This is a genomic window from Rhodococcus sp. AW25M09 (assembly GCF_000333955.1).
Classification (GTDB): domain Bacteria; phylum Actinomycetota; class Actinomycetes; order Mycobacteriales; family Mycobacteriaceae; genus Rhodococcoides.
The window spans coordinates 12,885-25,908 of sequence record NZ_CAPS01000065.1; the positions used below are offsets into that span (position 1 = coordinate 12,885).

13 protein-coding genes are annotated in these 13,024 nt (G+C 63.4%); 10 read left to right on the plus strand and 3 right to left on the minus strand.

The genetic code is table 11. The annotated features are described in order from the left end of the window. Nucleotides 1–95: 95 nt before the first annotated feature. From RHODMAR_RS12335 to RHODMAR_RS12375, 9 genes are all read left to right on the plus strand, one after another. Entirely contained in the window at nucleotides 96–1,613 is a 1,518-nt protein-coding gene (locus RHODMAR_RS12335; RefSeq protein WP_008714988.1) for an ATP-dependent DNA ligase, read from the plus strand. 119 nt (nucleotides 1,614–1,732) lie between these two features. Next, nucleotides 1,733–2,572: a nitrilase-related carbon-nitrogen hydrolase gene (locus RHODMAR_RS12340; RefSeq protein ID WP_198289438.1), complete on the plus strand. Its 840-nt coding sequence runs from the start codon at nucleotides 1,733–1,735 to the stop codon at nucleotides 2,570–2,572. Then, a complete protein-coding gene (gene hydA, locus RHODMAR_RS12345; protein ID WP_008714992.1) occupies nucleotides 2,572–3,993 on the plus strand; it encodes a dihydropyrimidinase in 1,422 nt (473 codons plus the stop codon). The genes RHODMAR_RS12340 and hydA overlap by 1 nt, the downstream gene beginning before the upstream one ends. A 3-nt stretch (nucleotides 3,994–3,996) precedes the next feature. Further along, the gene (locus tag RHODMAR_RS12350; RefSeq protein WP_008714994.1) at nucleotides 3,997–5,028 is read left to right on the plus strand and encodes a TIGR03842 family LLM class F420-dependent oxidoreductase; all 1,032 of its coding nucleotides are present in this window, start codon (nucleotides 3,997–3,999) and stop codon (nucleotides 5,026–5,028) included. Next, nucleotides 5,025–5,957, plus strand: coding sequence for an ABC transporter permease (locus tag RHODMAR_RS12355; protein WP_008714996.1), 933 nt, complete (start codon nucleotides 5,025–5,027; stop codon nucleotides 5,955–5,957). Before RHODMAR_RS12350 ends, RHODMAR_RS12355 begins: the two co-directional genes overlap by 4 nt. Continuing rightward, a complete protein-coding gene (locus RHODMAR_RS12360) occupies nucleotides 5,954–6,742 on the plus strand; it encodes an ABC transporter ATP-binding protein (RefSeq protein WP_008715001.1) in 789 nt (262 codons plus the stop codon). The genes RHODMAR_RS12355 and RHODMAR_RS12360 overlap by 4 nt, the downstream gene beginning before the upstream one ends. After that, nucleotides 6,739–7,482 carry an ABC transporter permease gene (locus tag RHODMAR_RS12365; RefSeq protein WP_008715002.1) on the plus strand — a complete coding sequence of 248 codons (744 nt, stop codon included), beginning with the start codon at nucleotides 6,739–6,741 and terminating at the stop codon, nucleotides 7,480–7,482. The genes RHODMAR_RS12360 and RHODMAR_RS12365 overlap by 4 nt, the downstream gene beginning before the upstream one ends. Before the next feature lie 3 nt (nucleotides 7,483–7,485). Continuing rightward, nucleotides 7,486–8,628: an ABC transporter substrate-binding protein gene (locus tag RHODMAR_RS12370; protein ID WP_042938973.1), complete on the plus strand. Its 1,143-nt coding sequence runs from the start codon at nucleotides 7,486–7,488 to the stop codon at nucleotides 8,626–8,628. Further along, complete coding sequence (locus tag RHODMAR_RS12375; RefSeq protein WP_008715005.1) at nucleotides 8,629–9,933, plus strand: aspartate aminotransferase family protein; 1,305 nt, start codon at nucleotides 8,629–8,631, stop codon at nucleotides 9,931–9,933. 39 nt (nucleotides 9,934–9,972) lie between these two features. Here the strand turns inward: RHODMAR_RS12375 and RHODMAR_RS12380 are convergent, their stop codons facing one another. Beyond that, nucleotides 9,973–11,355, minus strand: a complete 1,383-nt coding sequence (locus RHODMAR_RS12380; RefSeq protein ID WP_008715006.1) for an FAD-binding oxidoreductase — start codon at nucleotides 11,353–11,355, stop codon at nucleotides 9,973–9,975. 222 nt (nucleotides 11,356–11,577) lie between these two features. Here RHODMAR_RS12380 and RHODMAR_RS12385 point away from each other — a divergent pair, with 222 nt between their 5' ends. After that, a complete protein-coding gene (locus tag RHODMAR_RS12385; protein ID WP_008715008.1) occupies nucleotides 11,578–11,889 on the plus strand; it encodes a hypothetical protein in 312 nt (103 codons plus the stop codon). A gap of 26 nt (nucleotides 11,890–11,915) precedes the next feature. Here RHODMAR_RS12385 and RHODMAR_RS12390 read toward each other — a convergent pair whose 3' ends face one another. Both RHODMAR_RS12390 and RHODMAR_RS12395 read right to left on the minus strand, forming a co-directional pair. Continuing rightward, entirely contained in the window at nucleotides 11,916–12,560 is a 645-nt protein-coding gene (locus RHODMAR_RS12390; RefSeq protein WP_008715010.1) for a Type 1 glutamine amidotransferase-like domain-containing protein, read from the minus strand. Beyond that, entirely contained in the window at nucleotides 12,557–13,006 is a 450-nt protein-coding gene (locus RHODMAR_RS12395) for an HIT family protein (RefSeq protein WP_008715012.1), read from the minus strand. The genes RHODMAR_RS12390 and RHODMAR_RS12395 overlap by 4 nt, the downstream gene beginning before the upstream one ends. Nucleotides 13,007–13,024 lie beyond the last annotated feature (18 nt).

The window sequence follows — 13,024 nt, forward strand, 5'->3', positions numbered from 1 at the left end:
AATCGAACGTAACAGCAATAACACCAGCCGCAGGAGTTGCACCGGTAACAATTGGATGTCAGCGATCTGTCGGTGGGTGGCGTTATCTTCGATGTGTGTTGATGTCCAGGATCGTCGAGACGTCCCGTGCGGTGGCCGCTACGCGCTCGCGCAAGGTCAAGATCGAGCAATTGAGCGCGCTGCTGGCCGAGGCGGAGGTCGGTGACATCGAGCCTGCTGTGTCGTGGCTGTCGGGGGAGCTGCCCCAGGGTCGGATAGGAGTCGGCTGGCGCACTCTGGCCGATCTCGACGTGCAGTCTGCCGAGGTGTCGACCTCGACGGTCGCAGAGGTGGACGCCGCAGTGTCTCGTATTGCCTCGACATCGGGCACGGGCTCGGCAGCACGGCGCATCGCGTTGCTGACGGACCTGTTCTCTCGGAGTACCGCCGAGGAACGTCGGTTTCTGATCCGGCTCGTCACCGGCGAGCTGCGTCAGGGCGCGCTCGAGGGAATCATGGTCGATGCCGTCGCCGCCGCCACGAACTTGCCACAGGCTCCGGTGCGGCGTGCCTTCATGTTGTCGGGCCGCCTGCCGGCGACCGCAATCGCAGCCATCACGGGCGGCGTCGAGGCGTTGGATGCGTTTCGGCTCGAGGTGGGTCGGCCGGTCCGGCCGATGCTGGCCTCGCCCGCAGAATCTCTGCGTGGTGCCTGGGAGCAACTGGCCGGCGATGTCACCGTCGAATACAAGCTCGACGGCGCTCGAATTCAGGTACACCGCTCCGGAACCGACGTGAGCATCTACACGCGAACCCTTCGTGACATCACTGCGAGCGTGCCCGAATTGGTGGAGCTGGTACTCGCTCTCCCGTGCGATTCGGTGGTGCTCGACGGAGAAACACTCGCGCTCGAAGACAGTGGGCGTCCCCGCCCGTTTCAGGAAACGATGAGCCGGTTCGGTGCCGAAAGCGCGCACGAGCTACTGCTGCAGCCGTACTTTTTCGACTGCCTGCACCTCGACGGCGTCGACTTGCTCGATGCGCCGCTCGAGCAGCGGCTGACCGCGCTCGACCGAGTGGCGCCGGGGCACCGAATCCCCAGGGTGGTGCGTCCCGATGCGGACGGGGCAGCCGCCCACTTCGACGCGGCACTCGACGCCGGACACGAAGGTGTCATGCTCAAAGATCTTGCTGCCCCCTACGCCGCCGGCCGACGCGGAAAGAGCTGGCAGAAGGTCAAACCCGAGCACACCCTCGATCTCGTCGTGCTCGGTGCCGAATGGGGTTACGGCCGCCGCACGGGATACCTGTCCAATCTGCACTTGGGAGCTCGCGACCCCGACGGCGGGGAACCGATCATGGTCGGCAAGACGTTCAAGGGTCTGACGGACGTTCTGTTGCAGTGGCAGACGGAGGAATTCCCGAAACACGAACGAGTCCGCGACGAGCACACCGTCTACCTGCATCCTGATCTGATCGTCGAAATCGAACTCGACGGTGTGCAGGTCAGCTCGCGCTACCCGGGCGGCGTCGCCCTGAGATTCGCACGAGTACTGCGGTATCGACCCGACAAGGACCTCGCATCTGCAGACACCATCGACGCCCTGCGCGCACTTCTTGTCCGCTCCAACTGATCGGCGTCCCACCTCGGCTCCGCCTGCACGATTAATACGTACGAAACCGGGAGAACGATCTCGTAACACGGCGCAAAATATCTTGAGGGTGCAAGCCAGCGAGAGATGGAGTGCCGATGATGTCCACAGTTCGAGCTGCATTGGTCCAAAGCAAGTGGACCGGTGACAAAGAATCGATGATCGCGGCACACGAGGGGTTTGCTCGTTCCGCCGCCGAACAGGGCGCGAAAGTCGTCTGTTTCCAAGAACTTTTCTACGGACCTTATTTCTGCCAATTGCAGGACGCCAAATTCTACGAGTACGCCGAATCGGTGCCCGGTCCCACCGTCGACCGGTTCGCCGCACTCGCGAAAGAACTCGGCATCGTGATGATTCTGCCGGTGTACGAGCAGGAGCAGCCCGGGCTGCTCTACAACACGGCGGCCGTCGTGGATGCCGACGGTACCTATCTCGGCAAGTATCGAAAGCACCACATTCCGCACGTGAACGGGTTCTGGGAGAAGTTCTACTTTCGACCCGGCAACCTGGGGTGGCCGGTGTTCGACACCGCGGTCGGCCGAATCGGTGTGTACATCTGCTACGACAGGCACTTTCCCGAAGGGTGGCGGGCACTCGGTCTCGCCGGTGCCGAGATCGTCTTCAATCCCTCGGCCACCTCACGGGGACTGTCGAATTATCTGTGGAAGCTCGAACAACCCGCGTCGGCTGTTGCCAACGAGTACTACGTCGGCGCGATCAACCGGGTCGGAATCGAATCCGAATACGGTGACGACGATTTCTACGGAACCAGCTACTTCGTGGACCCCGAGGGCAAATTCGTCGGCGAGGTAGCGTCGGATTCGGAGCCCGAGATCATCGTGCGCGACCTCGACATGGATCTGATCAAAGTGGTCCGCGATCGATGGGCCTTCTATCGCGACCGCAGACCCGATGCATACGGACCACTGGTGCAGCCCTGATGGCCACCACCTTCGTGCACGGTGGAACGGTGGTATCCACCACCGGCGCACAGAAATTGGATGTGTTCATCGACGGTGAGACCATCGTCGCAGTGCTGGCACCCGGATCGGTGTCGTTGGCCGCCGACTTGAAAACCACGGCGGACATTGTCGTCGATGCCACGGACAAGTACGTCATTCCAGGCGGGGTAGACGGCCACACACACATGGAGATGCCGTTCGGCGGCACGTTCGCCTCGGACACTTTCGAGACCGGAACGCGTGCGGCGGCGTGGGGTGGCACGACGACCATTGTGGACTTCGCAATTCAGACCCCCGGCCAGCGCGTCCAGGACACTCTTGCGCAGTGGCACGAGAAAGCGGCAGGGAAGTGCGCTGTCGACTACGGCTTTCATCAGATCATCGGTGACGTCACCGATGATTCCTTGAAGGCCATGAGCGAGTTGGTCTCCGAGGGCGTCACGAGCTTCAAGCTCTTCATGGCCTATCCGGGTGTGTTCTACTCCGACGACGGCAAGATCCTGCGCGCCATGCAGTCCGCAGCCGAAACGGGTGCTCTGCTGATGATGCACGCCGAGAACGGCATCGCGATAGACGTTCTCGTGGCGCAGTCGATCGCGCGCGGCGACACCGCCCCGTACTTCCACGGCACGTCGAGGCCGTGGCAACTCGAGGAGGAGGCGACGCATCGAGCCATCATGCTGGCCGACGTGACCGGCGCACCGCTCTACGTCGTGCACGTATCGGCCAAGCAGGCTCTGGAGCAGATCGCACAGGCGCGGGGCAACGGGCAGAACGTGTTTGCCGAGACGTGCCCGCAGTACCTCTATCTGTCGCTCGAGGAACAACTCGGTGCACCGGGTTACGAGGGAGCCAAGTGGGTCTGCTCGACGCCTCTGCGGTCGCGGGCGGAGGGGCATCAGGACGAACTGTGGCGCTACCTGCGTACCGGAGACGTTGCCACCGTCAGTACCGATCACTGCCCGTTCTGCATGAAGGACCAAAAGGAGATGGGTATCGGCGACTTCTCCAAGATTCCCAACGGTATCGGGTCGGTGGAGCATCGCATCGATCTGATGTTCCAGGGCGTCAAGAGCGGCAAGATCACGCTCGAGAAGTGGGTCGACGTGTGCTGCACCACCCCGGCTCGGATGTTCGGAATGTATCCGAGGAAGGGTGTCATCAGTCCCGGAGCCGACGCCGACATCGTGGTCTACGACCCGAACGGACACACCAGCATCGGAGTCGAGAAGACCCATCACATGAACATGGACTACTCGGCGTACGAGGGTTTCGAGATCGACGGGCACGTCGACACCGTGATCTCTCGTGGGCGGATCATCGTCGACGACGGATCCTATTCCGGCACTGCGGGACACGGGCGCTTCGTCCGCCGCGACCTGTCGCAGAATCTGGTCTGAGCCATGGACATCGGGGTAGTGCTGCAGTGCAATCCGCCGGCGTCGCGTGTGGTCGATCTGGCCAGGCAGGCCGAGACACATGGGTTTTCGCATGTCTGGACGTTCGACTCACATTTGCTGTGGCAGGAACCGTACGTCATCTACAGTCAAATTCTGGCCGCAACGAGACGGGTGACCGTGGGCCCGATGGTCACCAATCCCGCCACGCGCGATTGGACGGTGACCGCATCGACGTTTGCGACACTCAACGACATGTTCGGCAATCGCACCGTCTGCGGTATCGGGCGCGGTGATTCCGCCGTCCGCGCTCTCGGGGGGAAGCCGACAACGCTTGCCTCGCTGCGAGAATCGATAGAGGTGATCCGCAGTCTGGCCAACGGGCGTAGTGCCCGAGTCGGTGAGACGACCGTGCAGTTCCCTTGGGCAGAGCACTCGCGCCTCGAGGTTTGGGTGGCGGCGTACGGGCCAAAGGCACTTGAGCTCACCGGGCAAGTGGCGGACGGTTTCATCTTGCAATTGGCCGATCCCGACATCGCCGCGTGGACGATCGGCAGGGTGCGGGCAGCTGCCGAGCAGGCCGGGCGTGATCCGAATTCGATCTCGATCTGCGTGGCAGCTCCCGCTTACGTCACCGACGGCACCGAGGCAGGACTCGAACATGCCCGCGATCAGTGTCGTTGGTTCGGGGGGATGGTCGGCAATCACGTCGCCGATATCGTCGCGCGTTACGGCGGCGACGGCAGCGGTGTTCCTGCGGCTCTCACCGACTACATCGCCGCGCGCACCGGGTACGACTACAACGAGCACGGCCGCGCAGGAAACTCGCATGCCGAATTCGTCCCGAACGAGGTGATCGACAGGTTCTGCCTGCTCGGCACCCCGGCCGATCACATCGCCAAATTGAAAGATCTCGAGGCTCTCGGCGTCGATCAATTCTCGGTCTACCTCCAGCACGACGCCAAAACCGCAACGCTGGAATCGTACGGAGAAAGCATCATTCCGCAGATCCGTAAGTCCGTGACGGCTACGTCGTGACGACTGTTCTGGATCGGCCCGAGGTGGTGGCCCCGGCCCCCATCCGTCCGGCCCGACTTCGTCGTCCGCTCATGGCAGTGGCGGCGGTCGCGTCGTTGCTGGTGCTGTGGGAGCTGGTGAAAGTGCTCGTTCCCGAGAACGGTGTGAGTGTCGCCGGTGTGCGGGTGTTACCGAGAACCGACGACGGTGCACTGCCGCACGTGTGGTCGGTGCTGGCGGCTTTGGCCGAGCCGGAAGTGAACGTCGCCGGAGCACGCAGCGTCGGTGCCGCGATCGTCTCCAGCGGCCTGTTCACCTTCGGTCTGGCGGTGCTCGGATTCGCCCTCGGCGCAGTCGTCGGCCTGGTGCTGGCAGTGGCGATGCAACGATTCGTGTGGGTAGAGCGGTCCGTGTTGCCGTATGTGATCGTCTCGCAGACGGTTCCGCTCATCGCGTTGGCACCGCTCGTCGCGGGTTGGGGCGGGAAGATCGCCATCGGCGGATATGCATGGCAGCCGTGGATGAGCATCACCGTCATCGCGTCGTATCTCGCGTTCTTCCCCATGGCAGTGGGGATGCTGCGTGGCCTGCGTTCACCCGACCGGGCAGCACTGGATCTGATGCACAGCTACGCCTGCGGATGGTGGACCACCCTCGTTCGGCTACGCCTGCCCGCCTCGGTGCCGCACCTGATTCCGGCTCTCCGCCTGGCTGCGGCTGCTTCCGTGATCGGTGCCGTGGTCGCCGAGATCTCCACCGGAACGACGGGCGGTATCGGCAGGACGATCATCGTGTTCTCTCAGCAGGCGACGGGAGATGCATCACGTCTGTACGCAGCTGTTCTCGGAGCAGCGGTGCTCGGCCTGGTGGTAACCGGACTGGTGTCGTTGCTCGAAATTGCTCTGGGCCGGTACGTGGGGCGCACACCTGCTCGTAGGACGGAGGTATGACGGAGCGCGCAGTCCTCGTCGAAGAGGTCGGAAAGGTTTTCGACGGGGGAGTCACAGCCTTGGAGAACGTATCGCTCACTATCGGGGCCGGCGAATTCGTTTCCCTGATCGGGCCATCCGGTTGTGGCAAGTCGACGTTGCTTCGCATCATTGCCGATCTCGAGCAACCCACGTCCGGTGCGGTGTCGGTATTCGGACTCACTGCTCGCCGAGCACGCGTCGAGCAGAAATACGGCATTGCGTTCCAACAGGCAGGGCTGCTCGATTGGCGCACGGTGCAATCGAACGTCGCGTTGCCGCTCGAGCTGCACAAGGTACCCAAGCGTGAACGCGCGGACCGGGTACGTGAATTGCTCGATCTCGTCGGACTGACCGACTTCGCGGAGAACTTTCCCACTCAGCTGTCCGGCGGCATGCAGCAACGCGTCGCGATCGCCCGGGCGCTGGCCAGAACGCCGGGGCTGTTGCTGATGGACGAACCGTTCGGGGCCCTGGACGAGATGACACGCGAAAAGATGCAGAACGACCTGCTGCGCATAGCCGAGGAGTCCAGCGCGGCAGTGGTTTTCGTGACCCACTCGATTCCCGAAGCGGTGTACCTGTCCGATCGAGTGGTCGTGATGTCTTCTCGACCAGGCCGGGTAGTCGACACGCTCTCGATCGACTCGATCGACTCGTTCGACGCCGACGGGGACCCGCGCGAATCGGCCGGATTCTTCGCTGCCATCACCTCGGTTCGAGATGCGTTGCACGTAAGCACAATTCCCAGTGCGGATGTTCGATGAAAGTCTGGCTGCCCCCGGTCGTGTTCGGCGTCGTGCTGCTCGGGCTGTGGCAGCTGCTCACAGTCGTCGCAGGAGTACCGTCATTTCTGCTGCCGTCGCCCAGTGCAATTGCCGAGCAGTTCGTTCGCAACGTCGGCAACATCGGATCGGCAAGTGTGGCAACAGGAACCAACGCTCTGGTAGGACTGATCGCAGGGTCGGTCCTCGGTCTGGTCGCGGCGATGGCAGCTGTTCGTCTTCGGGTCGTCGACGAGCTGCTCACCCCGCTGGCAGCGGGTGCGGCGGCCGTTCCCATCGTCGCCCTCGCACCGGTGTTCAACTCGATGTTCTCCTCGACCACGGATCTACCGCGACGCCTCGTGGTGACCATCGTCGTGTTCTTTCCGGTATTCGTCAGTGCCGCCAAAGGATTGCGGCAGGTATCCGCCGTGCACCATGATCTGATGACGTCCTACGCGGTCGGCGGCTGGCAGCTCACTCGAATCGTCCGCCTCCCGTCCGCCGTTCCGCACATCTTCACCGGGTTGCGGGTCGCGGCTCCGAATGCTGTCATTGCTGCCATCATCTGCGAGTACTTCGGTGGACTGCAGAACGGTTTGGGGTCGCGGATCACCTCCGCCGCGGCGAACACGGCCTACCCCCGGGCGTGGGCCTACGTGATGGGTGCCATTGCAGTCGGGTTGCTCTTCTTTTTCTTCGTTCTGTTGCTCGAGAAACTCGTGTCCCGGCGTCGTACCTAGGAGATGAACGTGAAGATCACCCGCACCCCTCGACCGCTTGTTGCCGCCGTGATGGCGCTGGCCGTGGTTGCCTCGGCCTGCAGCACCACCACGACCGACACCGAAACCAGTGCGGACGGGAACACCACGATCAAGCTGCAACTGCAGTGGTTCAAACAGGGTCAGTTCGCTGGATATCTCGCTGCCGTCGATCAAGGGTTCTATGCCGACCAGGGCTTGAATGTCGAAATCCTGGACGGCGGAACGGATATCGTTCCGCAGACCGTGCTCGCGCAGGGACAGGCCGACTACGCCGTGGCGTGGGTGCCCAAAGCGCTCGCTTCCCGTGAGGCCGGAGCGGGCATCACCGACGTCGCCCAGATCTACCAGAAGTCCGGCACATTGCAGGTCTCGTTCAAGGATCAGAACATCGCCTCACCCGCAGATCTTCGCGGTAAGACGGTCGGAAACTGGGGCTACGGAAACGAATTCGAGCTGTTCGCCGGAATGACCAAGGCCGGTGTCAGCCCATCCGATGTGACATTGGTGCAGCAGCAGTTCGACATGAACGGCCTGTTGTCCGGCGATATCGCTGCCGCGCAGGCGATGTCGTACAACGAATACGCGCAGTTGCTCGAGACGGTGAACCCGGCCACCGGTGCGCTCTACACAACGGACGATTTCACGTCTCTGAACTGGAACGACGACGGTGTTGCCATGTTGCAGGACGCGATTTGGGCCAATTCCGACAAGCTCTCCGACGAGGCGTACCAGGATCGGACCGTCAAGTTCGTCGCCGCCTCGCTGAAGGGCTGGATCTTCTGCCGCGACAACGTCGAGAAGTGCCGCGACATCACGGTCGCAGCCGGCTCCACACTGGGCGCGAGTCATCAGCTCTGGCAGATCAACGAGGTCAACAAGCTGATCTGGCCGTCCGAGGAGGGCATCGGAACCATCGACGAGGCGGCCTGGCAGCAAACGGTCGACGTGGCGAAGTCCACCAGGAACGCCGAGGGCTCGACGGTGCTGACCACCGATCCCGATGCCGATGCGTACACCAACGAGTACGTGAGCAAAGCGCTGGATTTGTTGAAGGCCGACGGTGTAGACGTCACCGGAGAGTCGTACGCTCCGATGGACGTCACTCTGGAGGAAGGCGGCAAGTAGATGGATCACGTGTTCTACTCCTGGGCGGCGCAGGCCGAACTGAACCCGATCACCGTCGAGGGTGCGAAGGGGTCGTGGTTCTGGGACGACAAGGGAAACCGATACCTGGACTTCTCTTCACAGTTGGTCAACGTCAATCTCGGACATCAACACCCCGACGTCGTCGCCGCCATCGTCGAGCAGGCGCAGATATTGACGACCATCTCTCCGACCATCGCCAACAACAAACGGAGCGAACTCGCTGCGCTGATCGCCGAGCGGGCACCGGGTGATCTCGACCGAGTGTTCTTCACGACCGGTGGCGCAGAGGCCGTCGAACATGCGGTGCGGTTGGCGCGTCAGCACACCGGACGCACCAAGATGCTGGCCGCGTACCGGTCGTATCACGGCGGAACCGGCGTCGCGATCGGGCTGACCGGGGAGCCGCGGCGATGGGGAACCGAGCCGACGAATGTGGACGTGGTGCGGTTCTTCGGGCCATATCCGTACCGGTCACCTTGGGGCACAACGACTCCCGAGGACGAGGCGGCTGCGGCCCTGGCCCATCTCGAGCAGGTCATCGTGCTCGAAGGCGCGCAGAACATCGCCGGTCTCATCCTCGAATCGGTCGTCGGTACCAACGGCGTGTTGATCCCGCCGCCTGGATACCTGGCCGGGGTTCGTGCACTGTGCGACAAGTACGGGATCGTGTACATCGCCGACGAAGTGATGGTCGGATTCGGGCGTATCGGCGAATGGTTCGCGTGCCAGGCCTGGGATGTGACGCCGGATCTGATCACGTTCGCCAAGGGGGTCAACTCCGGATACGTCCCGTTGGGCGGGGTCGTCATCTCGGAGAAGATCGCCTCGCAGTTCGACCACAAGGCCTATCCCGGCGGATTGACCTACTCAGGGCATGTGCTCGGGTGTGCGGCCGGCGTGGCGTCCATCGGAGTGTTCGAACGCGAGAAGATACTTCCGCACGTGCGGACCGTGGGCGAGGAGGTGCTCGGTGCGGGCCTGTCGAAGCTTGCCGAATCACATCCGAGCGTGGGCGAGGTGCGGGGCAAGGGGTTCTTCTGGGCCGTCGAACTGGTCAAGGACGGTGCCACCAGAGAGCCACTGGTTCCGTTCGCCGCGTCGGGCGAGGATGCGGCGGCGATGGGTGAGGTGACCGCCGCGGCCAAGTCGCGTGGCCTGTGGCCCTTCGTATCAGGCAACCGACTGCAGATCGCACCGCCGTTGACCACGTCCGAGGACGACATTCGTCAGGGTCTCGAAATCCTCGACGAGGTGCTGACAGTGGCGGACGAATTCACCGTCTGACGGGAGGTCGTGCGAGGAATTTCGACCCGAAGGTTCTCCTCAGAGGACAGCACCGGGGTTGAGGATGCCGGCTGGATCGAGTGCGGTCTTGATGCGGCGGGTCAGTTCCATGACGTCTTCCCCTACTTGATCGGGTAACCACGCCTTCTTGAGCCGACCGACTCCGTGTTCACCGGTGATGGTGCCGCCCAAAGAAATTGCCAGATCCATGATCGCTCCGAAGGCGACGTTGGCGCGGCGGCTCATGTCGGCATCCTCGGGGTCGAAGACGATCAGTGGGTGGGTGTTGCCGTCGCCGGCGTGGGCGATGACGGCGACCAGGACGTCGTATTTCGTGGACAACTCGGCGATTCCGTCGACGAGTGCGGGTAGCGCGGGCAGTGGAACACCGACATCCTCGAGCAGTAGGCTGCCGAGCCGCTCGACGGCGGGAATCGCGAATCGCCGTGCAGCTGCAAAAGCTTCGCCTTCGTCGGGATCATCGGTGGTGAAGACGTCGGATGCTCCGGCCTCGGTGCAGGCGGCCGCCATGATGTCGATCTCGCGCCCTCGATCGGCCCCAGGAGAGTCGGAGCGGGCGATCAGCATCGCCGCGGCGTTGCGATCGAGTCCCATGTTCATGGCGTCCTCGACAGCGCCGATGGACGCGCGGTCCATGAACTCGAGCATGGACGGCCGCAACGTTCGGGTGATCGCGAGTATGGCGGTTGTCGCATCGTGCACGGACGCGAACGAGGCGACCACGGTGCTGGCCGGAGGTTGCGCCGGAATCAGCCGCAGGGTGATCTCGGTGATGATGCCCAATGTGCCCTCGGATCCGACGAAGAGCTTCGCAAGAGAGAGTCCCGCAACATCTTTCAGGCGAGGCCCGCCCAGCCGGACGGCAGTCCCGTCGGCCAGGACGACCTCGAGGCCGAGGACGTAGTCGGTGGTGACGCCGTACTTCACGCAGCACAGACCGCCCGCGTTGGTGGCCGCATTGCCTCCGATGGAGCACATCTCGAACGACGAGGGGTCGGGTGGGTACCACAGGCCGTGTTCGGCGACGGTCTTCTTGACCTCGGCGTTGAGCAGTCCGGGTTGCACGACGGCGATGCGGGTCACCGGATCGACGGTGATCTCCCGCATCAACTCGGTGGTGAGCACTATTCCGCCGTCGACGGCGGTGGCTCCACCGGACAGGCCCGAGCCGGCACCGCGGGGGACGACGGCCACACCGTGTTCGGTGGCCCACCTCATGACGGCTTTGACATCGTCGGTGGACTGAGCACGCACTACGGCCAGGGGAGTGCCGGCGTCAGGATCCTTGGCCCAGTCGCGTCGGTAGCCCTCGGTGATGTCCGGGTCGGTGACCACGGCACCCGCCGGTAGCAGAGATTCGAGCTCGGCCAGCCGGACATCCGCATCGTTCGTCACCGACATCTCGGTCTCCTCACGTCGACAATGTGACCGTCGCCACCGAGTCTGTCACGACCTGTGCGGGGGCAGCGGGGAGGCCGGTCAGTGCGTCACATCAGTAACACCAGCCTCAGGCGTTACCGGATCGATGCGTCGTCGACACGCAATCTTGTAGTTCGCCACGCTAGCGTCCAGCGCAGCGAACCTCGCACCCCGTGCGGTGCGAGTCGACAAGGAGGCTGCACCATGATCGACCCCGGAACTGACTCCTGGAACTACGTGGCGGCGATGTTCTCGTACGAATTCCTCGGCGGCGGAGTCGAATACGACACCATCGAGCGAATTCATCGAGGCGAGCTCGACGAGTGGGTCCAGGCATTGACGCAGTCCGGTCTGTTCGATCGAGCCACTGTGTTGCAGATAGCGGATTCGTGGCGAGAGGCACCCCGTCAGCTGTTCGACATGCTCGTCCTCGATGCGGACGAAATGACCGCGCGGCGGTGCTCGCTGGCATGGTCTTCACTGGACCGGCTTGCGCCCTTGGCTCGCCTGGGTTGATCGATCTCGCCTGGGCCGATGGACGTTCAAACACCGAGCAATCGCGTCCCGGTCTCATCGACCACGATGGCCTGCTCGTCGGTCAAACCGTGACAGGGGATGCCCTCGCGACGTAGGCGTTGCAGGGTTGATCCACCCGAATTATTCTCGTCCAGAACCGAATTCAGGTGCGGCACTATCGAGAAGTTCACCAGACCCAAGCCGTTCCATACCGTCTCGATGCCAGTGGTGGGACGAACCTCGCCTGGATCGTCAGCATCCTCGACTCCGATCAACGACGGGGCTGCCACGCACGCGCCCGCGCTGTAGCCGCCGTAGACGATCGACTCGCGGCGAACGCGCTCGCGCAGAATGTCGTCTGCACCTGAGCGGGCGAGCTGGGCGCGTAGGACGAAGGTGTTTCCTCCGCGCACCCACACCGCGCCGAATCCTTCGAGAGAGCGCTCGAATGCGCCGGGCCGTCCCACATATCGGCGCAGATCCAACTCCACCGGCCGATAACCGAGGGCACGCAGCGGACCGAATTCGCTGCGGAGTGAGGATTCGCGAGCGGCAGCCGGCCATGCGTCGGACGCGTTCGCGATGACGGCGAGATCGGAAGGCGGGCCGGTGAGTGAGACGAAAGCATCGGAGTGCCCGCCGAATCGATACGACGACAGGAACAGCTTCACGGCGTCGGCTCCCCATTCAGCCGAGTCAGCCCGACGCGGACGGCGTCTGCGACGAGATCGGGCTCACGCAGGCGCCGCGTAACGAAACCGGCAGCGAACCGCAGCCGATCCCGATGCCAGCGCGGCACCACGTGTAAATGCAAGTGGAAGACGGTCTGGAACGCGGCCTTGCCGTCGTTGATCACGAGATTTGCCCCGTCGGCGCGCAGGTCCGATTCCCTCACCGCGCGCGCCAGGGTGTGCCCGACGCGAAAGACGTCTGCGGCGGGCCCCGGATGGGTCGAGTTCAAGTCGGTGGTGTGCTCACGCGGAACGACGAGCAGATGGCCGCGACTGATCGGCCGAATGTCGAGAAAGGCGACGGCGTGGTCGTTCTCGAACACTCGGTGGGCGGGGGCGTCGCCGGCGACGATGGCACAGAAGATGCAAGGTTCCACGGCTGTCACTGTAGGGTCCGATCATCA

Excerpts from the sequence above, each read along its gene's own strand:
- RHODMAR_RS12340 (WP_198289438.1), top strand. The coding sequence starts at position 1,733 with ATGTCCACAGTTCGAGCTGCATTGGTCCAAAGCAAGTGGACCGGTGAC.
- hydA (WP_008714992.1), top strand. The coding sequence starts at position 2,572 with ATGGCCACCACCTTCGTGCACGGTGGAACGGTGGTATCCACCACCGGC.
- RHODMAR_RS12350 (WP_008714994.1), top strand. The coding sequence starts at position 3,997 with ATGGACATCGGGGTAGTGCTGCAGTGCAATCCGCCGGCGTCGCGTGTG.
- RHODMAR_RS12360 (WP_008715001.1), top strand. The coding sequence starts at position 5,954 with ATGACGGAGCGCGCAGTCCTCGTCGAAGAGGTCGGAAAGGTTTTCGAC.
- RHODMAR_RS12365 (WP_008715002.1), top strand. The coding sequence starts at position 6,739 with ATGAAAGTCTGGCTGCCCCCGGTCGTGTTCGGCGTCGTGCTGCTCGGG.
- RHODMAR_RS12370 (WP_042938973.1), top strand. The coding sequence starts at position 7,486 with ATGAACGTGAAGATCACCCGCACCCCTCGACCGCTTGTTGCCGCCGTG.
- RHODMAR_RS12375 (WP_008715005.1), top strand. The coding sequence starts at position 8,629 with ATGGATCACGTGTTCTACTCCTGGGCGGCGCAGGCCGAACTGAACCCG.
- RHODMAR_RS12380 (WP_008715006.1), bottom strand. The coding sequence starts at position 11,355 with ATGTCGGTGACGAACGATGCGGATGTCCGGCTGGCCGAGCTCGAATCT.
- RHODMAR_RS12385 (WP_008715008.1), top strand. The coding sequence starts at position 11,578 with ATGATCGACCCCGGAACTGACTCCTGGAACTACGTGGCGGCGATGTTC.